Source organism: Pseudoxanthomonas sp. Root65 (genome assembly GCF_001427635.1).
Taxonomy (GTDB): domain Bacteria; phylum Pseudomonadota; class Gammaproteobacteria; order Xanthomonadales; family Xanthomonadaceae; genus Pseudoxanthomonas_A.
In genome coordinates this window covers 1-18,590 of sequence record NZ_LMHA01000003.1, presented here as the reverse complement: position 1 = coordinate 18,590, position 18,590 = coordinate 1, and the positions used below count along the sequence as shown (strand labels likewise).

Annotated in this window: 15 protein-coding genes; 6 read left to right on the top strand and 9 right to left on the bottom strand. The window is 67.1% G+C overall.

Annotated elements, in window-relative coordinates; translation table 11 throughout:
* The first annotated feature begins 79 nt into the window (after positions 1 to 79).
* The 5 genes from ASD77_RS14760 to ASD77_RS14740 are packed head-to-tail and all read left to right on the top strand — an operon-like array spanning position 80 to position 5,227.
* Entirely contained in the window at positions 80 to 706 is a 627-nt protein-coding gene (locus tag ASD77_RS14760; RefSeq protein ID WP_055943605.1) for an XrtA/PEP-CTERM system exopolysaccharide export protein, read from the top strand.
* Positions 706 to 2,295 carry an XrtA system polysaccharide chain length determinant gene (locus ASD77_RS14755; protein ID WP_082563351.1) on the top strand — a complete coding sequence of 530 codons (1,590 nt, stop codon included), beginning with the start codon at positions 706 to 708 and terminating at the stop codon, positions 2,293 to 2,295. The genes ASD77_RS14760 and ASD77_RS14755 overlap by 1 nt, the downstream gene beginning before the upstream one ends.
* A 40-nt stretch (positions 2,296 to 2,335) precedes the next feature.
* On the top strand, positions 2,336 to 3,079 hold the full coding sequence (locus ASD77_RS14750) for a CpsD/CapB family tyrosine-protein kinase (RefSeq protein WP_156383673.1): 744 nt from the start codon (positions 2,336 to 2,338) through the stop codon (positions 3,077 to 3,079).
* 22 nt (positions 3,080 to 3,101) lie between these two features.
* Entirely contained in the window at positions 3,102 to 4,406 is a 1,305-nt protein-coding gene (locus ASD77_RS14745; RefSeq protein WP_055943598.1) for a hypothetical protein, read from the top strand.
* Positions 4,403 to 5,227, top strand: a complete 825-nt coding sequence (locus ASD77_RS14740) for an acyltransferase (RefSeq protein ID WP_082563350.1) — start codon at positions 4,403 to 4,405, stop codon at positions 5,225 to 5,227. Before ASD77_RS14745 ends, ASD77_RS14740 begins: the two co-directional genes overlap by 4 nt.
* Positions 5,228 to 5,283: 56 nt before the next feature.
* Here the strand turns inward: ASD77_RS14740 and ASD77_RS14735 are convergent, their stop codons facing one another.
* From ASD77_RS14735 to ASD77_RS14705, 6 genes are all read right to left on the bottom strand, one after another.
* Positions 5,284 to 6,504 carry a pyridoxal-dependent decarboxylase, exosortase A system-associated gene (locus tag ASD77_RS14735; protein ID WP_055943594.1) on the bottom strand — a complete coding sequence of 407 codons (1,221 nt, stop codon included), beginning with the start codon at positions 6,502 to 6,504 and terminating at the stop codon, positions 5,284 to 5,286.
* Positions 6,501 to 7,718 carry a glycosyltransferase family 4 protein gene (locus tag ASD77_RS14730; RefSeq protein WP_055944975.1) on the bottom strand — a complete coding sequence of 406 codons (1,218 nt, stop codon included), beginning with the start codon at positions 7,716 to 7,718 and terminating at the stop codon, positions 6,501 to 6,503. Before ASD77_RS14730 ends, ASD77_RS14735 begins: the two co-directional genes overlap by 4 nt.
* Positions 7,719 to 7,977: 259 nt before the next feature.
* Positions 7,978 to 9,168: a glycosyltransferase gene (locus ASD77_RS14720; protein ID WP_162247642.1), complete on the bottom strand. Its 1,191-nt coding sequence runs from the start codon at positions 9,166 to 9,168 to the stop codon at positions 7,978 to 7,980.
* A 51-nt stretch (positions 9,169 to 9,219) separates the two neighbouring features.
* Positions 9,220 to 10,494 (bottom strand): O-antigen ligase family protein, encoded by a 1,275-nt coding sequence (locus ASD77_RS14715; protein ID WP_235578558.1) that lies wholly within the window; start codon positions 10,492 to 10,494, stop codon positions 9,220 to 9,222.
* Positions 10,495 to 10,555: 61 nt separating this feature from the next.
* Complete coding sequence (locus tag ASD77_RS14710; RefSeq protein WP_055943585.1) at positions 10,556 to 11,689, bottom strand: glycosyltransferase family 2 protein; 1,134 nt, start codon at positions 11,687 to 11,689, stop codon at positions 10,556 to 10,558.
* Positions 11,689 to 13,251, bottom strand: a complete 1,563-nt coding sequence (locus ASD77_RS14705; RefSeq protein WP_055943583.1) for an oligosaccharide flippase family protein — start codon at positions 13,249 to 13,251, stop codon at positions 11,689 to 11,691. The genes ASD77_RS14710 and ASD77_RS14705 overlap by 1 nt, the downstream gene beginning before the upstream one ends.
* 154 nt (positions 13,252 to 13,405) lie before the next feature.
* Between ASD77_RS14705 and ASD77_RS14700 the strand changes: the two genes are divergently transcribed.
* Entirely contained in the window at positions 13,406 to 14,539 is a 1,134-nt protein-coding gene (locus ASD77_RS14700; RefSeq protein ID WP_055943579.1) for a glycosyltransferase, read from the top strand.
* 17 nt (positions 14,540 to 14,556) lie between these two features.
* On the opposite strand, the gene ASD77_RS14695 is transcribed toward ASD77_RS14700, so the two are convergent.
* From ASD77_RS14695 to ASD77_RS18525, 3 genes are all read right to left on the bottom strand, one after another.
* Entirely contained in the window at positions 14,557 to 15,564 is a 1,008-nt protein-coding gene (locus tag ASD77_RS14695; protein ID WP_055943576.1) for an NAD-dependent epimerase/dehydratase family protein, read from the bottom strand.
* Complete coding sequence (locus ASD77_RS14690; RefSeq protein WP_082563347.1) at positions 15,561 to 16,631, bottom strand: Gfo/Idh/MocA family oxidoreductase; 1,071 nt, start codon at positions 16,629 to 16,631, stop codon at positions 15,561 to 15,563. The genes ASD77_RS14695 and ASD77_RS14690 overlap by 4 nt, the downstream gene beginning before the upstream one ends.
* Positions 16,628 to 18,590: hypothetical protein (locus ASD77_RS18525; protein WP_235578557.1), on the bottom strand; the 1,963-nt coding region annotated here is incomplete at its 5' end. The genes ASD77_RS18525 and ASD77_RS14690, both read right to left, overlap by 4 nt.

Here is an 18,590-nt window from a genome sequence, read left to right as displayed (position 1 = left end):
AATCCCCTGCGCGGATGGCCGGGCAACGGCGTTGCCTGCGTTATAGGAGGCAATCCGCAACAACATCAGGGGATGTTCGATGAACCGCACCTTCGCCGGCCTTCTGGCCGTCATGCTGGCGCTCCTGCTCGCCGGCTGCGCCTCCGGCGGCGCCAGCAGCAAGTCCGCGCCGCCGCAGCAGGCGACCACCGCCGTCGAGAACTACCTGATCGGCGTGGACGACATCGTCCAGGTCTCGGTCTGGCGCAACCCGGAACTGGGCATCACCGTGCCGGTGCGTCCGGACGGCATGATCTCCGTGCCGCTGGTGGGCGACGTGGCGGCCGGTGGCCGCACGCCCGCCGACGTGGCCGGCGACATCCAGAAGAAGCTGGGCGACTACGTGCGCGATCCGCAGGTGGCCGTGATCCTGACCGAACTTCGCAGCCACGAGTATCTCTCGCGCGTGCGCGTGACCGGCGCCGTGCGGCAGCCGATCTCCATCCCGTACCGGCAGGGCATGACCGTGCTCGACGCCGTGCTGGCGGCCGGCGGCATCAACGAATTCGCCGCGCCGGACCGTTCCGACCTGTTCCGCAAGAACAAGGACGAAACCACCGCCACCTACCCGGTGCGCCTGGATCGCATCCTCAACCGTGGCGACCTGTCGACCAACTACACGGTGGCACCGGGTGACGTCATCGTGATTCCGGAGCGGACGTTCTGATGAGTTCCAACCATATCCTGCCGCCCCCGCGCACGGCCGCCCAGGCCCGCAAGGCGGACGAACTGACGCCCCAGGAACTGGCTTTCGTCCTGCTCAAGGAGGCACGCAAGCGGGTACTGGCCATTGCCGCCACCTTCAGCGCCATCACCCTGCTGACGCTGGTCGTGGGCATGCTGATCATTCCGCGCAACTACGTCGCGTCCACCACGATCCTGGCCCAGGACAGCGACATCATCCAGCCGCTGCTGGAAGGACGCGCCGTGTCCACGGGCGTGTCCGATCGGGCCGGCATGGCGCGGCAGATCGTGTACGGCCGCAAGGTGCTGCAGGAAATCCTCGCGGTGGGCAAGTGGACGGAGAAGGAGCTGAGCCCCGTCGCGCAGGACAAGCTGATGGAGGACATCCGCAACAACACCACCGTCAACAGCCCGCGCAACGACCTGGTGCAGATCAGTTACCGGGACACCAATCCCGAGCGTGCCTACCGGGTGACCGAAGCCTTCGGCACGCTGTTCATGCAGGAAGCGCTGGCCACGAAGGAGCGCGAGAGCCGCGAAGCCTACGAGTTCATCGACAAGCAGGTACAGGAGTACCACCGCAAACTCACCGACGCGGAAAAGAACCTGCAGGACTACCGCTCGCGCAATGCCGATGCACAGCCCGGCAGCGCTACCGACGTGAACACCCGCATCAGCTCGCTGCGGACACAGGTCGAGCAGACCCGCATGTCGCTGCTGGAGCAGGAATCCCGTGCCGCCGCCATCAGCGACCAGCTGTCCGGTGAATCCGCCGTCACCGCCGTGCAGACCCGCGAAAGCCTCTACCGCACGCAACTCATCGAGCTGCGCACGGAACTGGACCGGCTGATGCTGACCTTCACCGAACGCCACCCGGACGTGGTGCGCGTGCGCCACCAGATCGAAGACGTGCAGCGCGCCATCGCACAGGAACAGGAACGCCGCAAGCAACCGACGCAGGGCGTGCTCGCCTCGGAAGACGCGCAGCTCAACCCGCTGTACAACGAACTGCGCAGCCAGCAGGCCCAGGCCCGCAACGAGGCAGCCGCCACCCGGTCGCGCATGGGCATCGCCGAATCGATGCTCGGGGCGGAACTGGACCGCAGCCGCCGGATCGCGGCATCGGAAAGCGCGCTGGCCGAGCTCACGCGCGACTATGAAGTCAATCGCGAGATCTACCAGGACCTGCTGCGGCGCCGCGAGAACGCGCGCGTATCGATGGGGCTGGACCAGGAGAACCGTGGCCTGACGCTGCGCATCCAGGACCCGGCCACCATGCCGCTTCGGCCCAGCGGCCTGCGCTTCATGCATATCGCGGCCGCCGGCTTCACGTTCGCCGTGGCCCTGCCGCTTGGCCTGATCTTCCTGCTGGTGCGCTTCGATCCCCGCGTCCGCGTCGCCCGCCAGATCGCGCAGAAGACAAGTACTCCGCTGCTGACCGTAATCCCGACTTACCTCACTCCCAAGGAACGTCGACGCCAGTCGTTGAGGTTCATGGCCAGCGCAGCGATGGTCTGCGGCGTGTTCGTCGTGTACGGCCTGGTGTTCGCCCTCAAACTCACCAGTGCCTGATGCAACGCCCATGCACCAGATCCGTCGCCAGGAAGACGCAATGAACATTCACACCCATCCGCACGACGACGGCGCACAAGGCGTCGATCCCTCCGCCGCGCGCTCCATCGTGCGTGCCGTCGAGCCGCCCCTGCTCAGCCCGCGTGCCCTCGAGGACCGTCGGCTGATCCACCGCAACGACTCCACCCGCCTGCAGGCCGATGCCTTCCGCGACCTGCGCACGCGCCTGCTCGCTCTGGGCGGCGACCGCAACTTCGTCACCCTCGTGGCGCCCGTCGTACCGGGCTGCGGCGCAAGCTTCGTGGCCCGCAACCTCGCCGCTGCGTTCGCGTTCGACGAAACCAAGACCGCGACCCTGATCGATTGCGACGCCCTGCGTCCGGCGCAACACGGCGCGCTCGGCGTGGATGCCGTCAATGGCGGCCTGATGGACTACCTGGACGACCGCGTCAACGAGATCGCGCCCGTGCAGTACCGAACGGTGCTTCCGCGCATGTATCTGGTGCCCACCGGCGGCGTGCGCGAGATCACCGGCGAGTCGTTCTCATCGTTGCGGATGCGCAGCCTGGTCGACTCGCTGCGCAGCACGCACGGCAACCGTTACCTGGTCCTGGACAGTCCGGCCGTGCTCAAGTCGCCCGATGCACGCATCCTCTCGGACCTGGCCGACCTTGTCGTGCTGGTCGCCGGATACGGACGTGTGACCACCGAACAGATCGAGAAGGCCGCAGCGAACTTCGAACCCGAGAAGCTGGCCGGCGTCGTCTTCAACGACATCCAATGAGCGCGCCCCGCGCGGAGTTCGCATGAAACCGCATCCACGTCGCATCACGCTGGTTGCCGCCGCGATCGCGGCCGCCCTTCCCGTTGCGGCCCACGCCGTGCGCATCGATTACACCCTCGACGCCGGCGTCGAGCGCGACGACAACGTGACGCTGTCCGAGACGGACCCGGTCGAGCAGACCATCTTCCGCGCCGGGCTGGGTTTTGCGATCGAACAGAACTCCTCGGCGGTGCAGGCGAGGATCAGCGGACGCCTCGACCATCGCCGCTACGAGGACATCTACGCCAACGCCACCGACCGCATGCTGGAAGGCCGCCTGAACTGGATGGTCATCCCCGACCGGCTAGGCCTCGTGGTCGAGGACAGCTACGGTGTCCAGACCATCGACCGCTTCGAGCCCGACTCGCCCAACAACCGCCAGCAGATCAACGTCCTGTCGCTGGGGCCCGACCTGCACTTCAACCTGGGCAACGCCTTGCGCGGCCGCGCCGAACTGCGCTTCATCAACAGCGACGCCGAGGTCACCGAGGACTTCAACTCGGACCGCATCGCGGCCGCACTACGCGCGGTCAAGGACCTCGATGCCACGAGCACCTTGTCCGTCAACCTGCAGATGCAGGATGTCGATTTCGACAACGACCTGTTCGCGCGCGACCACAAGCGCTACGAGGCCTATGCCAGCTACAACCGCAGGTTCAACCGTCTGGACATGCTGCTGGATGCCGGTTATGCGCGCCTGGACTACGACGATGGCCAGACGCGCAACAATCCCCTGCTGCGCGCCGAACTCGGCTGGCGGATGAGCGAGCGCAGCCGCTTCAGCGTCAACGCCGCCAACCAGTTCTCCGATGCCGCTTCGGGAGCCCTCGGCGCCATCGCGAGCACGGAATCCGGCATCCCGGCCAGCGTCCTGACCGGACGCTCCACCATCACCCCGTCGGCCTACGAGCAACGCAGCCTCAACATGGGCTACGAATACACCGGCGTCCGCACCATCTACTCCATTTCCGGCAACGCGCAGAAGATCGACTACGTCGACCCGGGCGAGTCCGGCGAGGAGAGCCGCGGCGTCTCCCTCGAACTGAGCTATCGCCTGCGGCCTTCACTGACGCTCCGCGGCGCGGCGTCGCGGGATCGGACGGAGACCGATCCGCCGTTTCCGCGTCGCGAGAACAACCGGCTGTATTCGCTCGGCCTGGAAAAGCAGTGGTCGCGGCACTGGTCTTCTTCGCTCTCGTACAATCGATACGAGCGCAGCACCGCGAGCGGGGCGTCGGAGTTCAAGCAGAACGTGATCTACCTCAGCATCGCCTACCGCAACCGATGAACAAGGAAAGCCCGGCGACAACGCCATCGATGCGGCACTGGGTCGCCCTGTCACCGCATCCCCTTGCCGCCGCCCTGCGCAAAGCGCGCCGTGGCCTGCGCGGCTTCACGCTGCCGGCGCCCCGGGTGCTGGTATTGCCCTACCTCTGGCTGTTCCTGGCCGGCCGTGGCGTGATTTTCTTCATCCGCCGGGCGTTCATCGCCGAGCCTTTGTTCAAGGCGTACTGCACGCGTGTCGGCAAGGGCGTCACCACCGGCATCTACGTACCCTGGGTGCAGGGCAAGGGCGAGCTGATCGTAGGCGACCACGTTCGCATCAGCGGCAAGATCTCCATCAACTTCGCGGCGCGCTTCTCCAAGCGTCCGCGCCTGGAGATCGGTCACCACACCGACCTGGCCCACGATTGCAGGCTGGTCGTGGGAAAGGAAATCAGGATCGGCGCGCATGTGGAGATCGCCGGCGGCGTCACGCTGCGTGATTCGGGCGGGCACCCGGCGGACCCGGCCCGGCGTGCCGCCGGCGCGCCGCCGGACGAGGCCGACGTCAAGCCGATCATCGTCCACGACAATGTCTGGATCGGCTCGCATGTGCTGGTGCTGCCGGGCAGCGAGATCGGCGAAGGCAGCATCGTCTCTGCGTATTCGGTGGTATCCGGCGCGGTTGCTCCCTACACCGTCGTGGCCGGCAACCCGGCACGCCGCATCGGCACCCTGACGCCGCCCCCCGAGCGCGCGCACCTTGCGCCGGTGGCGAAAGCCGTGGCCCCCAAAGCGGATCCCGTCACCGCACCCTCAGCGGACGGCGCCGCCGCCGCTGGCTGACCCTGCGCCGACCGCGACACGCGGTCGACCCGCGGGCCAACCGCCGCTCGCTGCTGTCAAACCAGGGCTTCCACCGCATCAGGATGGCTGAGAAAGGCACGCGGACTGGCGCTGCGGCCATACGCACCGGACTGGAACACCACCACCAGATCACCCGGCTCGGCAACATCCAGTTCCATCCGATCAGCCAACAGGTCCAGCGGCGTGCACAGCGGGCCCACCACGTTGGCGACCTCACGCTCGCCACGGCGCCCGTTCACGCTGACCGGGTAGTTGCGGCGGATCACCTGGCCGAAATTGCCCGATGCCGCCAGATGATGGTGCATGCCGCCGTCCACCACCAGGAAGACCTGTCCGCGGGATATCTTGCGGTCGATCACGCGCGCCACGTAGATGCCGGCCTCACCGACCAGGTAACGCCCCAGTTCGATCACGATGTGGGCGCCCGGAAGATCGCGCGCCAGCCGCTCCGACAGCTGCGCCAGGTTGTCGGTCACCGGCGACGCGTCGAGCGCCGCCTCACCCGGTGAATACGGAATGCCGAAACCGCCCCCCAGGTTGAGGCTGCGGATCGGCGCCGGCAGCAGGTCCTGCCATTCCAGCGCCTGCTCGTAGCACTTGCTCTGCGCCTCGACGATGGCCGCATGACGCAGGTTCTGCGAACCGGCGAACATGTGGAACCCCTCGAAGGCCAGGCCTGCGCTGGCGATCTCGCGCAGCAGTTCGGGTACGCGTTCGGCATCGACCCCGAACTGGCGCGCGCCGCCGCTCATCTTCATGCCGGAGGCCTTCAGCTCGAACGGCAGGTTCACCCGCACCGCGACACGGGCGGCCGTGCCGTTCCGCACGCTGGCCTCGGCCAGCGCCTTGATTTCACGGAACGATTCCACGTTGACCAGAATGCCGGCGGCGGCGGCCTGCCGCAGCTCGCCATCGGATTTCCCCGGGCCGGCGAAGCTGATGTGCTGCGGCGACATCCCGGTATCCAGGGCCACGCGCAGTTCGCCGGCCGAGGCCACGTCGATGCCGTCCACGCATCGCGCCATGTGGCAGACCAATGCCGGCATGGGGTTGGCCTTCATCGCGTAATGCAGCAGGACCGTCTCCGGCAACGCCGCACGCAGGCTCCCTGCCCGTTCGGTCAGCCGCTGGCGATCGTAAACATAGCAAGGCGTACTGCCGATCGCGTCCACGACGCGCGTCAGCGGCTGTCCACCGACCAGGATTTCGCCGGTGGCATCCCGTGGCCATTCCCAGCTTGGAGTCGATGCATTCATGCGGTGCGGATATCCGTCTGTTCCGGGGCCTGCTGTCCGATCGTGCGATGGAAGTCGATCAGCTGCAGGATGTTGTTGCGCCATTGCCGGTGCTGGGTGATGTAGGCACGGGCATTGGCGCCCACGCGCCGCAACGCCTCCGCATCGCGACTGTACTTCAACACGCTTTCCACCGCGGCTTCCATGTCGCCGGCCGGGAACATCCAGCCGGTCGTGCCTTCCTCGAGCACTTCGCGGATCGGCTCGAAGTCCGGCGCCACCGGCGGCACGCTGCAGGCCATGAACTCGAACAGCTTGACCGGCGAGGTGTAGTCGCCCGCACTCGGCAGCACCGCCATGTCCATGGCCGCCAGCAGGCCGGGCACTTCGTCATGCGGCACCCGTCCCGTCAGGATCACGCGGTCGGACAGGCCACGTTCTTCCACGAACGCACGCAGCGCCGGATAGGTCGAGCCATCGCCCACCAGCAACAGTTTGAGATGCGGCGACTGCTGCAGCCGGTCGGCAATCTGGTGGACGAAGCGATCGATCGCATGCCAGGGCACGAAAGCACCCAGGTAGCCGCAGACCACATGCCCTTCCAGTCCGTAGCGGCGGCGGGTCTCGTCGCGCTGCGCCTGGGTGAAGGTGAACTTGTCGATGTTGGCGGCATTCGGGGTGACGATCGCCGGGGCGATCCCCGTATGCGCCGCGATCGCGCGATCGCGGAATACCGAGGAGACGAACACCAGACCGTCGGCATTGCGGTAGGTCCAGCGCTCGATCGCCATCGCCAGCCGCTTGAAGAACAGCGGGCGCACGCGCTCGACGGTGGCCGAGTCGTTGACCTCCAGGATCATCGGCACACCGCGCTGGCGCGCCAGCCAGGTCGGCAGGAACATGAAAAGCGAATAGCGTTCGTAGATGAAGTCCAGGTCCGGATGCTGCCGCAGGTAGGCCAGCAGGCGCCAGCCCGCGACCAGGTTGTAGAGCACCTCGACCAGTTCGAACAGCGGCTCCGGCAGCTTGTTGACCAGACCCATCCACGGACGCGCCTGTTGCGTCGGCGACATGGCCTTGGGCGAAGAATACGGATCCGCGCCGGGCAGGGAGATGATGTCCACCGCCACGCCCTCGGCGCGCAGCGCATCGGTGACGCCGCGGATATGCACGCCTTCCACGGCCTTGCCCTGGGTCCGATGATGGTAGAGCACACGCTTGACGGGGGTTTCCATGTTCACTCGTTGGCGTAGGTAGAGGGCGCACACAGCGCCATGGGATATCCGAATGTGCCGGCGCCGGGCATGCGTGCGCGCCGTCGCGGTGGGGGGTTCGCGACACGGAATGCGCGTGGAACGACGTGGGTGGGACGCTTTTCGAGCAGGGTCGAGATGCGATGCCAGTGCAGGCAGGGCGCGACATCGGCCGACGCCGAACGTTCACCCCGCGCATCGTCTTGCACATGCGGCGTGATGCCGCCCACAACGCGCCTCATCAGGCCACGTCCAGACACACGTCCTGGCCGCGCATGGCCAACACCTGCCTGCAGATGGCCAGTGTGTCCGCCGCGACGTCGTCCCAGCCGCGACTGGCCGAAGCGGACAGTACATCGGCGTCCCACGACCGGGCCAGCGCATCGGCCAGGCCACGCTGCAGCGCAGACGCATCGCGCGGCGGCACCAGGATGCCGTTGCCGGCATGGATGATTTCGCCGGTACCGCCCACCGCGGTGGCCACGACCGGCCGGCCGCAGGCGATGCCCTCGACCACCACGTTGGGATAGCCTTCGGACCAGCTGGGCAGGGTGAGCACATCAGCCGCCCCGATCCATTCGGCGACCTGCGCCGGCTCCAGTCCACCGGTCATGGTGACGCGACCGGCAAGGCCCGTGGCCTGCACCAGCCCCGCGAGTTCTTCCCGCATCACGCCGTCGCCGACCAGCGCCAGGCGCACACGCGCATCTGCCGATGCCAATCCCTGGAAGGCCTGCAGCAGCTCACGCATGCCCTTGGCTTCGACGAAACGGCCGACGTAGGCGATCAGGCGCGCATCGGCAGGCACGCCGAGCCTGGCCCGCATCGCCTGCTGGTCGCGCGGGTGGAAGACGGTCGTCTCGATGCCGTTGACCACCGGGTGCACGCGCTCGGGATCGGCGCCGAAGGTGGCGATCGCGGTATCGCGCATGGCGTGACTGACGGTCAGGATCGCATCCAGACCCTGCAGCGTGCGCCGTGTCAGATGGGCGTTGAGGCCCGAACGCACATGGATGTCGGAACCGCGTGCACCGACGATGCACGGCACGCCCAGGCGCCGGGCCGCGCGCTTGGCGGCCGCGCCATCGGGATAGACCCAGTACGCCAGCACGAGGTCAGGCCCGAACCGGCGCATCCGCGGCACCAGCGCGCGACTCGCCATCCAGCCGTTGGTGGCGCGCGATAGTCCGGGCAACGCGGGATAGGTGAACGCTTCGACATCCACGCCTTCCAGCGTGTAGTCCTCGCCCACTTCGCCACGCAGGAAGCTGCGCGGCGACAGGCCGGGAATGCGGGGATAGCTCGCCTGCTGGAAGAACACGCGCACCTGTGCCAGCTGCGACAGGGCACGGGCGGTCTCATGGATGTAGCGGCCCCGCGTCTGGTCGTGGGGCACGGGCAGCATCGGGGTGACAAGAGCGATTCGCGGCATCATCAGACTCATGTAACGCGATTCTTCCAGCGCTCCGGCCAGACGCGTGGATCATCCCATCGCCAACAACACCTTCAACACGACGTAGAACCCCATCACGGCACCCAGGGTCAGCACGAACCAGCGTACGACATGGTTGCCCAGTCGCAGTTCGCCCAGCGCCGGGAACCGGGCGAGGACATTGGAGTGGTGGGCGACGACGAGCGCGGCCAGCAGATACAGGAGGATCACGTAGCTGCGACTCAGGAAGAAGGCGGCCGCGAAGAAGCCCGCCTGCGCCACCAGCAGCACCAGCGCGATCGCCCTGGCGTCCTGCCACTCCAGGATGTCGTCCTCATCCTCGAACTCGGGCTCGAAACGGACGATGCGGTACATCATCCAGAAGCCGTAGCCCACGAACGCGAACCACAACGCGAAGCCGACGATGCCGGTTTCCGCCAGCACCAGGATGATCGAGTTGTGCGCGGTCAGGTAGTGGTACTGGGTGAACTGCCCTGCCCCCACGCCCAGCACCGGATGGGTGATGAACATCTGCATGCCTTCGTACCAGGCATCGATGCGACCGGAGGCCGAGGACTCCTGCACGTTCAACTGGTCGAGGCGTGACGGCATCAGGCGCAGCACCACCAGCGCACCGGCACCCAGCATGGCGGCCCAGATCCTGCCGCGCTGGATCCAGATGTAGACGGCGGTCATCGCGACCACCGCGAGGAAGGAGCCGCGCGAGTTCGTCAGGTAGATACCGTAGAACAGCAGCAGGCAGCCACAGAACCAGAACAACCGCCTCAGTCCGAGAAAGCCGCCCCGGCTGCCCAGGTAGACCGCCATCGGCAGCGAGATGACGAACAGCATGCCCAGATCGTTGGGATCGCTGAAGATGCCCACGTACTGGATACGTCCATCCTCGACGGTCGGCTGGCCCGTCCAGCCGATGCCGGAGGACGCCTGCTGTACCCCGTGCACCGCCAGCACGAACGCGCACGCCACGATCACCGCCATGATGACGCGCGTGTACGTCGGCTTGTTCACCGCGTTGGCCAGCAGGAAGAACGACACCACGCACGGCAGGAAATCGACGGCCGCGGTCTGCGCGCCGCCCATCCATCCGGTCAGCGCCAGCGACAGGAAGATGGCCACCATGAACAACGGCAGCAAGAAGTATTGCGGCGCGTTGAATCGCTTCTCGCGCGAAAACACCCAGGCACCGGCTGCCGACGCCATGGCCAACGGCAGGATGGGGATGCCGAAGTCCGCCATCTGCGGGTAGTCCTGCGGCCTGAGCAGCACCAGCATGAGGTAGATCAGCACGAAGACGAACATCATCATCGGCGGTCACCCCGTTCGGTGCGCCCGGGCATGGCGGACCCACATGTTCCCCGAAAGCCCCTCACCACAGGTGCAACCTCGGATTGCGCACGTAGGCCAGCAGGGCCTGGCCGGCATACAGATTCATGTGCACGAACGTGGACATCAGGCGCACGGGCGCCCACGCCGACAACGCCGGAAGCCACGTTGCCGCCATCAGCAGTGCGATGCCGCCCGTACCGGCAAGCAGGCATGCCAGGTAGAAGGGGTGCGAGAACGCCAGGTAGGCGGAGGACACCGCCAGCAGGCAAAGCAGCCAGGGCACCATCAATCGCAGCAGCTTGTGGCTGACGAAACGGAACCACAGCGGATTCTGGAACGGCACCGCCAGCCAGGGAGCGAGCGCCACCGCCTGGTAGTTGCCGGCCAGCGTGCGGACCTTGCGGACGCGCTCCTGCTTCGAGGTCGTGGAGGGCGTGTCCCATGCGACCGCGCCCGCCTCGAACACGACACGATAGCCGTCGCGCACCACGTTCATCGGGGTCAGCACATCGTCCAGCACCGTGCCCGGCGGCAACGGTACGTACAGGTCGCGCCGGATCGCATACAGCGCACCGGTCACCCCCACCACGGAACCACTGCGGGCCTCGGCATTGCGGATCATCTTCTCGTACCGCCAGTACGCCCCCACGTTGGCCGCAAACCCTCCCACCTCATCGACGAAGCAGAGTTCGCCGCTGACCGCCCCGACATCCGGGTCTGCGAAATTGGCGGCCAACCGGGCCAGCGCATCCTGCTCAAGCCTCTGCCGCACGTCGACCATCAAGAGTATTTCACCTGACGCCATGTCCACCAGTTCGGCGAGACAGGCCGCCTTGCCCCGGCGCTGCGGGAACTCGACCGCGCGCAGGCGACGGGAGGGGATGCGTCGCAATACCTCGGCCGTGTCGTCGGTACATCCGTCGCAGGCAACGAGGATGTCCAGGTTCTCCTGCGGGTAGTCGAGCGACAGCAGGTTCTCGATCTTGGGCACCACGCTTGCCGCCGCATTGTGGACGGAGAGCAGCACGGTGACACGCGGAAAGTGCGGGCGCTTGCGCACCGGACTCGAGAAGAGGCGCGCCCATGCCAGCACCCACAGCGGATATCCGACATAGGTGAACACGATGAGGATCAGGCTGCCCCAGAACGTCAGGAGAGCGGAAGTCTGCAGCATCAACGCACGCCATCCGTCGGCAGTCCATCGGCCCAGCGCTGCAGGCGGCCCTGCATCCTGCCGGCGAGGCCGGGGTAACGCTGGAGCAGCGCGCCGAGATGCTGCACGTCATCGGCACGCCAGGCGCGTATGACCACCGTTCCCAACACGAAGACCGCGGCGTAGATCAGACCGGCCGCCAGTTCGGTCCAGAAGTTGATGCCTCCCACCAGCATGGGCACCACGGCGACGGCAAGCGCCACCAGCGCACAGGCCACCATGCGCCCGAGCTCGCGCCACGGCACCCGCAGCTTCAACAGTCGCGACACGCCGGTGGCCATCAGCGTGAAGATCAGCACCTCCGAGATGGCGTGCGCGGCCACCGCGCCGTTGAGCCCGAAGCGCGGGATCAGCAGTACCGACAGCACCGCCACGCTCACGACCGAGAACAGCACATACCCCACCCGCAGCCGCTGGTTGTCCGTTGTCGACAACAGGGCGTTGAAGGCGCCGCCGACCATGGTGAAGCCGCCCACCACCATCATGACCCTCAGGGGTACCACCACCGCCTCGTATTCCGGCCCGTAGAGCAGCGCGACCGCGCTGTCGGCCAGCAAGGCCCCCGTACCCGCGAGCAACAGACCGATGAAGGCGAAGTAGCGCATGGCATTGGCCATGATCGCGTTGACGCCGTCCTGCCCTCCCTTGCCGAACGCGTGCCCCATCATCGGCATCAGTACCGTGCCCAGTCCCGACGCCAGCAGGTCCACGCCGCCGCGGGTCAGCGCGGCCGCAATGGCGAAGAAGCCCACGGCGGCCGACCCGACCATGGCGTTCAGCATCCAGGTTTCGATGGACTTGTTGCTGATCGCGTAGGCGAGGGTCAACAGCACCGTCCAGCCGAGGTGCCGCTTCAACCGCGCCAGCGTCGCCGGATCGACGGGCTCGCGGGAGGGCCGGACCTCCGCCTTGCGCAACATGACCGACGAGCACACCACGTAGCCCACGCTGAGCGCGGTGAAGAGCAGCAGATACGCCAGCAGCGGGGCCTTGAGCATGACCAGCACCAGCACGGCGACGATGTTGATCAGGCTCATCGTCACCGTGGAGCGCGCCTCGACGTGGAACAGGCCGTACCCCTTGGCGACGGAGACGTCGAACAGGAACATGGCCTTGGCGACCGCGGCGATCAGCACCACCGCCGCGAACACGGCCAGGTGCCCCTCCCAACCGGCCGGCGTGAAGAACGGCATGGTCAGCAGGAACACCACCGCCACGATCGCCACGCACGCCAGTTGCCAGCGCCGCAGCCATCCGTGGATGCTGCTGGCGGTCTGCGGGGAGCCGCGGCCCAGGCTCTCCGACGCGAAGCGGATGACGGTGGTGGTCAGGCCGTTGTTGCTGCACATGATCAACAGCCCGGCCATCCACACCATGTAGGTGTAGCGGCCGAAATCGCTCGGGCCCAGGGTACGCGCCACCAGGACGCTGGTCAGCAGACCCAGCGCGTAGGTCACGTACGTGGAGCCCATCACCATGATGGCGCCGCGTATGGCCGTTCTGCCGTTGAAAGGCTGGTTCATAGTCCCCTGTGATTGGTGCGAGGTGCAGCACCCATACCGACTGTCACGAACAACGCCAAAAGTGGCCGGTACGGGTCACACGTGGTGCGCGGCAGGCACGGCGTTCGTTCATCCTGTGACCTCCGACGGACGCATTCCACGTTGTCTCCTCCATATGAAACCTTCTGGCAAGCTCGGCATCGTTCATGTCATTGATTCACTTGAATACGGAGGCCTGGAGCGCGTCGTTGCCGATCTGGCCATCGCACAGACGGCCTACGGGCACACCGTCAGGGTATTCAGCCTGTGTGACACCGACGGCTTTCGCCCGTTCCTCGAGCAGGCCGGCATTCCCGTCATCATCGGCCACAAGCGTGGCGGCGCCGACGTCAGACTGATCCGGCTGCTGCGCGCCACGTTGCTGGAGACGGTCGTGGACGTGGTGCATACGCATAACTTCGTCCCCAGTTATTACGCGGCCGCCGCAACGCGCTTCGCCCGGCGACCGCCGGTGCTGGTCAACACCTGCCACAACATGGGCGGCCGGCTGCGCAATCGTCGCCTGCGCTGGCTCTACCGATGGTCGCTGGCGCACGCGCAGAAGGTCGCGATGGTCGGCTCCCAGGTGCGTGAGCAGCTGGTATCGAGCCGACGGGTGCCGGCAGCCAAGAGCAGTACGGTGATGAACGGCATCCCGGTCGATCGATTCGAGCGTTCGTCCGATACGCGCGCGCAGGTGCGCGACGAGCTTGGCATCGCGCAGGATGCGCTGGTGATCGGCACCGTCGGCAGGCTGGTGGAACTGAAGAATCAGCGTCTGCTGCTGGAGGCCGCGGCGCTGCTGCGCCCGTCGTGGCCCGGCCTGGTGGTGGTGCTCGCCGGGGATGGCCCATTGCGCGATGACCTGGTATCCCTGGCCCGGCAGCTCGGCATGCAGGACAGCGTTGTCTTCACCGGCCCCCGCCAGGACGTGCCCCGGCTGCTCAACGCATTCGACGTGTTCGCCCTGCCCTCCCGCACGGAGGGACTGTCGATCGCGCTGCTGGAAGCCTGCGCCGCCGGCCTGCCCCTCGTGGCCACCCGCGTGGGCGGCAATGATGAGATCGTCCAGGAGCACCAGACCGGCCTGCTGATCCCGTCGGATGATGTTTCCGCACTCCGCGCCGCGCTTTCGCAGCTGTTGGAGAACCCGGCACAACGTCTGCGCATGGGGGAGAACGCACGCCGCTGGGTGGTCGAGCACGGATCGATCGAGGTGATGCGGGAAAACTACGACGCGCTCTATACCAGCGCATCCGTACGCCGCTGAATCCACGGCGTCCGGCCTCAGCCGGACCGACCCGCAAGCTCCTCGAAAGCGCGCTCCAGGCCCGTTTCGGTCGGCACGCGCTGCGCCCATCCGATCGCCTTCAGCTTGTCGTTCGGATACGCGAAACGGCGGTACATCGAATGGACCACGTAGGGCGTGAAGACCGCAGGCAGCTGTCCCTTCGACCACTGGTGGTAGCGCAGCAGCACTCTGGCGCCCAGCTTGAACAGCGGGTACGGCACCGGCACCACGCGCAGCTTCCGCACCTTGCGCCGATAGGCGCGCAGGTACTGCGCGCAGGTCGGGATATCGTCGTCGACGACGTTGTACGCCTGGCCGTCGACCCCCTTCAAGGCGGCACAGGCGATCGCGTCGGCGCAGTTGTCCACGTACGTCAACGGCAGCGGCGCGCTGCCGCCGAGACTGAAGAACAGCCCCATCGCGCTGATGCCGACCCGGTTGGAGAACGCGCCGCCGCCGGGCCCATAGATCACCCCTGGGCGCAGCACCACGGTCTCGAAGCCATGCTGGCTGCGGTATTCGTTGAGCAGATGTTCCTGCCGGGTCTTGGCATGCGCGTAAGGTCCCTTGTCGATGCCGACCGGTTCTATCGGCACCGTCTCGTCGTGCGCGGCACCGGTCGGCAGCGACGCCGTCCGATAGACCGCGAACGAACTCACCATCACCACCCGGCGCACCCCGGCCGAAGCGGCGGCGTCCAGCAGGTTGCGGGTGCCGACCACGGTGTTGGCGAACATGTCCGCCGCCGAACCGCGCATGCCTGCCGCCGCATGCACCACCACCTCCACGCCTGTCAGCATCGGCGCCAGGTCATGGCGATGCAGCAGGTTCGCGGCGACCACGCTGACGCGCGCGTCGGGGTACGCACGCTGCAGTTTTTCCAGCAAGCCGGCGGGTGCGGTGCGGCGCACATGGATGCGCAGGTCCTGCACACCGGCATCGAGCAGGCTCTCGGCAATCCTGCGACCCAGGAATCCGGCGGCGCCGGTCAGCAGGACGGTCATGCGGGCCGCTCCAGGGCGTCGACGATCCCGTCGATCAGGGTCGCGACGCGCAAGATGTGCGTATGCGGCACGGGATCCTCGCCCCGGCCCTCGATGGCGTCGTAGAAGCCGCCCAGCAGGACGCGCATACACTGGAAATAATGGAACCGGTTGCGCATGAAATCCCCCGTGTTCTTGGCGCCGTTGCCGGCGAAGCGCACTGCCTGTATCCACGCCGGGAACAGTCGGCCCAGCGCACTCGGCTGGTCCTGTCGCGCGCTGCGCACCAGAGTGCGCGCGGCGTAGTCGAGCTCCACGGTATCGCGCGTGCCGTACACCTTCATCGCATGCGAGACCGGCCTGGCGTGGGAACTGACCATGCCGGACACCGTGACGCCGTTGGCACCGGCCAGCGTGAAGCGCAGTTCGTCCGGCATCGCATCCAGCGCGGCGTCGCCGCTGTCCGGGCGCATGCGGTGCGCGAAGGCATTCACCGCCACCGGCTCCTCCAGGAACGGCACCACCTTGGCCAGCACATGGTCCAGCACGTTGTGGAACAGCTTGCCGGGCAGCCGGTGCACCCAGTGCGCCGGGTCGCCCATCACCGCCATGCCGTAATCCCCGCCCAGGTTATAGCCATAGCTGGTGTCGATGTGCACCACGTCGCCCAGCGCGCGCTCGTCCATCAGCTCGCGCAACCGCAGGCCGGGGGTCTCGAAGTTGTAGAGATAGTTCACCCCGATCCTGCGGCGGGTCTCCCGCGCACAATCGAGGATGCGCCGGGTGCCGGCGGCATCCAGTGCGAAAGGCTTTTCCAGGAACACATGGCAGCCCAGCTCCATCGCCTGGCAGGCCAGTTGCACGTGCGAATCCGGCGGCGTCACGATGTGCACCGCATCCAGACGCTCGACGCGGATCATGTCCGCCATGTCGGCGTGGCCGGTCACGCCGGTCCAGCGTTGCGCGAAGCGTTCCACCATCAAGGGTTCGCGGTCGCAGGCGGCGACCAGGTCGGCGCGCCCGATCGCGAGAAGCTGCTCGGCATGACCGTCGGCGATCTTGCCGCACCCCACAATCCCTACCCTCATCCGACGCTCCCGGCAACGCGCGGCATGGCCGGTTGCGCCGTCTCGCCGCCGACGCGATACGCAGGCCGCGAAATCACGTAATCGCGGTACAGGCCCGGCTCACCGGTTTCGCCGGCTTCCGCCGCCTTCGCGATGTTGTACATTTCGCGCGCGCTGACGTAGTGCAGCTTCCACTCGCTGCCATCGTTGTAGCGCGACTCCAGATAGCGGTAGGCCTCGTCCATCGCTGGACCCAGCAACGTATCCATGTCGCAGTCCTCGGCGCCGTGGGTATGGATCTTGACGAAGGTCCATTCGGGCCGGCCCTCGATGTGGATGCCGGTTTCCACCCAGGCATCGATGCGGTCGCGCGACGGCGGCGCGACCTTGCGGATGTCCGAATTCTCGATGCGCGGGATCAGGCCGAACTTGCGACTCTTCCAGCGGAAGCCCAGCGGGCCCTGGATGATCATCAGCTCGCCCTCCTCGCGGCCACCCACGCGCACGCGCGGGCCGGTGTCGTGCGACTTGCAGCGCAGCGGATCGTCCTTGGCGTAGTGGATGCGGTTGACCGTGCGCGTCTGGCACGGGTCCGGCGCCGCCGGCAGCGTGAAGTCGGCATAACAGCCCTCTTCGCGCAGCACGATCAGTTCGTTGTCGACACCGCAGTGGCGGCCACTGGGATGGCTGTTGTCCAGGGCCCAGTTGCCGTGGATGAAGGCCCAGCGCGGCTGGCCGGTGGCCGGATCGCGCGGCAGCGCATCGTGGCGCGCGGCCAGCAGTTCGGTGAAGCGCGACAGCTTCTCGCGCAGCCCGGCCTCGGTGTCGTTGTCGTGGTGCAGGTGGATCTCGATCTCGCCCAGTCCCTGCCGGCAGAGGTCGACCAGTGCGTCGAGATGCTCCTCGCGGTACTCCTCCTCGGGATAGAAGAACGAGTGCACTGGTGCACGACCGTCCGCATCGCGGTGGCCGGCGCACAGGCGCGGCAGATCGCGGCTCCAGCGCGCCACGCGTGCGCGCTCCTTCTCCAGGTCGGGCTTGCCCCAGGCTGGCTCGTAGTGGTCGACGAAGCAGAACAGCAGGTGGCGGGTGGTGCCCTTCGGCACGGGCGCACGCCAGTCCTGCTTCAGCCATGCCAGCAGCCAGCCCATGACGTTGCGCCTGCTTACCAGGCGCGCGGCCAGCATCAGGCCCAGCAGGGCGGCAACCGCCAGTGCAAGAAGAATGAACTTCATCAGTGATATCCCGGGGTCAAAACGGTTCCATAGGTGCTGCAACGTGCCGAAGCGCGAGCGGGCGCCCACGCCCGCATCGTCGGCGCCGGCGCGTAGCGTGGCAAGGGCGTTGTCGGCGACGGCCACGACAGGCGCTGGGGGCCGGGGCAGCGCCGCAGCGGCCAGGCCGGTCTCGTACGCACCGAGGTCCGGTGGATCGCCGCGACGGTTGCCCTCGATGTCGTCGGTGACCGCCTCCAGCGGCGTGCCGGCCTTGATCGCGCGGCTTCCCGCCTGCGGCCTGCCCGCTTCGTCCAGCGAGAAGTCCGCCTGCATGCCATGGGCATCGGCGCCCATGCGCCGCCGCCACCGCTCGAAGTCGCCGTCCGCGACCAGCATCGGCGTCTGCGGCCGCTGGTCGACGAAGCGGCAGGCACCCCGCCGATCCGAATAGCCGTTCCAGTCCATGCCGGGGTCGCCGTCCAGCGCGGACAATCCGCCGCCCAGTTCCTCTTCGTGCACCCAGCGGATTTCCACGCAGGGGCGTCCCTCCTGCACGACAAGATTGTTGCGGACGGTGGGATTGACGTTGGCGGGGCGCTTGGCGTCCTTGTCCCAGTCCTGGAAGGACAGGCCGAAGAACAGCGCAGCATGCCCCTTCAGGCCCGCATTGATGATGGTGTTGTTGGCCACCACCGCGTCCTTGGACGCATACATGCCGATGCCCGAATACCCCGTGTTGCGCACCACGTTGTTGCGCACGATC

What these genes read in the sequence shown, in the direction of transcription:
- ASD77_RS14760 (WP_055943605.1), top strand. Translation starts at nt 80, where the DNA reads ATGAACCGCACCTTCGCCGGCCTTCTGGCCGTCATGCTGGCGCTCCTG.
- ASD77_RS14755 (WP_082563351.1), top strand. Translation starts at nt 706, where the DNA reads ATGAGTTCCAACCATATCCTGCCGCCCCCGCGCACGGCCGCCCAGGCC.
- ASD77_RS14750 (WP_156383673.1), top strand. Translation starts at nt 2,336, where the DNA reads ATGAACATTCACACCCATCCGCACGACGACGGCGCACAAGGCGTCGAT.
- ASD77_RS14745 (WP_055943598.1), top strand. Translation starts at nt 3,102, where the DNA reads ATGAAACCGCATCCACGTCGCATCACGCTGGTTGCCGCCGCGATCGCG.
- ASD77_RS14740 (WP_082563350.1), top strand. Translation starts at nt 4,403, where the DNA reads ATGAACAAGGAAAGCCCGGCGACAACGCCATCGATGCGGCACTGGGTC.
- ASD77_RS14735 (WP_055943594.1), bottom strand. Translation starts at nt 6,504, where the DNA reads ATGAATGCATCGACTCCAAGCTGGGAATGGCCACGGGATGCCACCGGC.
- ASD77_RS14730 (WP_055944975.1), bottom strand. Translation starts at nt 7,718, where the DNA reads ATGGAAACCCCCGTCAAGCGTGTGCTCTACCATCATCGGACCCAGGGC.
- ASD77_RS14720 (WP_162247642.1), bottom strand. Translation starts at nt 9,168, where the DNA reads ATGCCGCGAATCGCTCTTGTCACCCCGATGCTGCCCGTGCCCCACGAC.
- ASD77_RS14715 (WP_235578558.1), bottom strand. Translation starts at nt 10,494, where the DNA reads ATGATGATGTTCGTCTTCGTGCTGATCTACCTCATGCTGGTGCTGCTC.
- ASD77_RS14710 (WP_055943585.1), bottom strand. Translation starts at nt 11,689, where the DNA reads ATGCTGCAGACTTCCGCTCTCCTGACGTTCTGGGGCAGCCTGATCCTC.
- ASD77_RS14705 (WP_055943583.1), bottom strand. Translation starts at nt 13,251, where the DNA reads ATGAACCAGCCTTTCAACGGCAGAACGGCCATACGCGGCGCCATCATG.
- ASD77_RS14700 (WP_055943579.1), top strand. Translation starts at nt 13,406, where the DNA reads ATGAAACCTTCTGGCAAGCTCGGCATCGTTCATGTCATTGATTCACTT.
- ASD77_RS14695 (WP_055943576.1), bottom strand. Translation starts at nt 15,564, where the DNA reads ATGACCGTCCTGCTGACCGGCGCCGCCGGATTCCTGGGTCGCAGGATT.
- ASD77_RS14690 (WP_082563347.1), bottom strand. Translation starts at nt 16,631, where the DNA reads ATGAGGGTAGGGATTGTGGGGTGCGGCAAGATCGCCGACGGTCATGCC.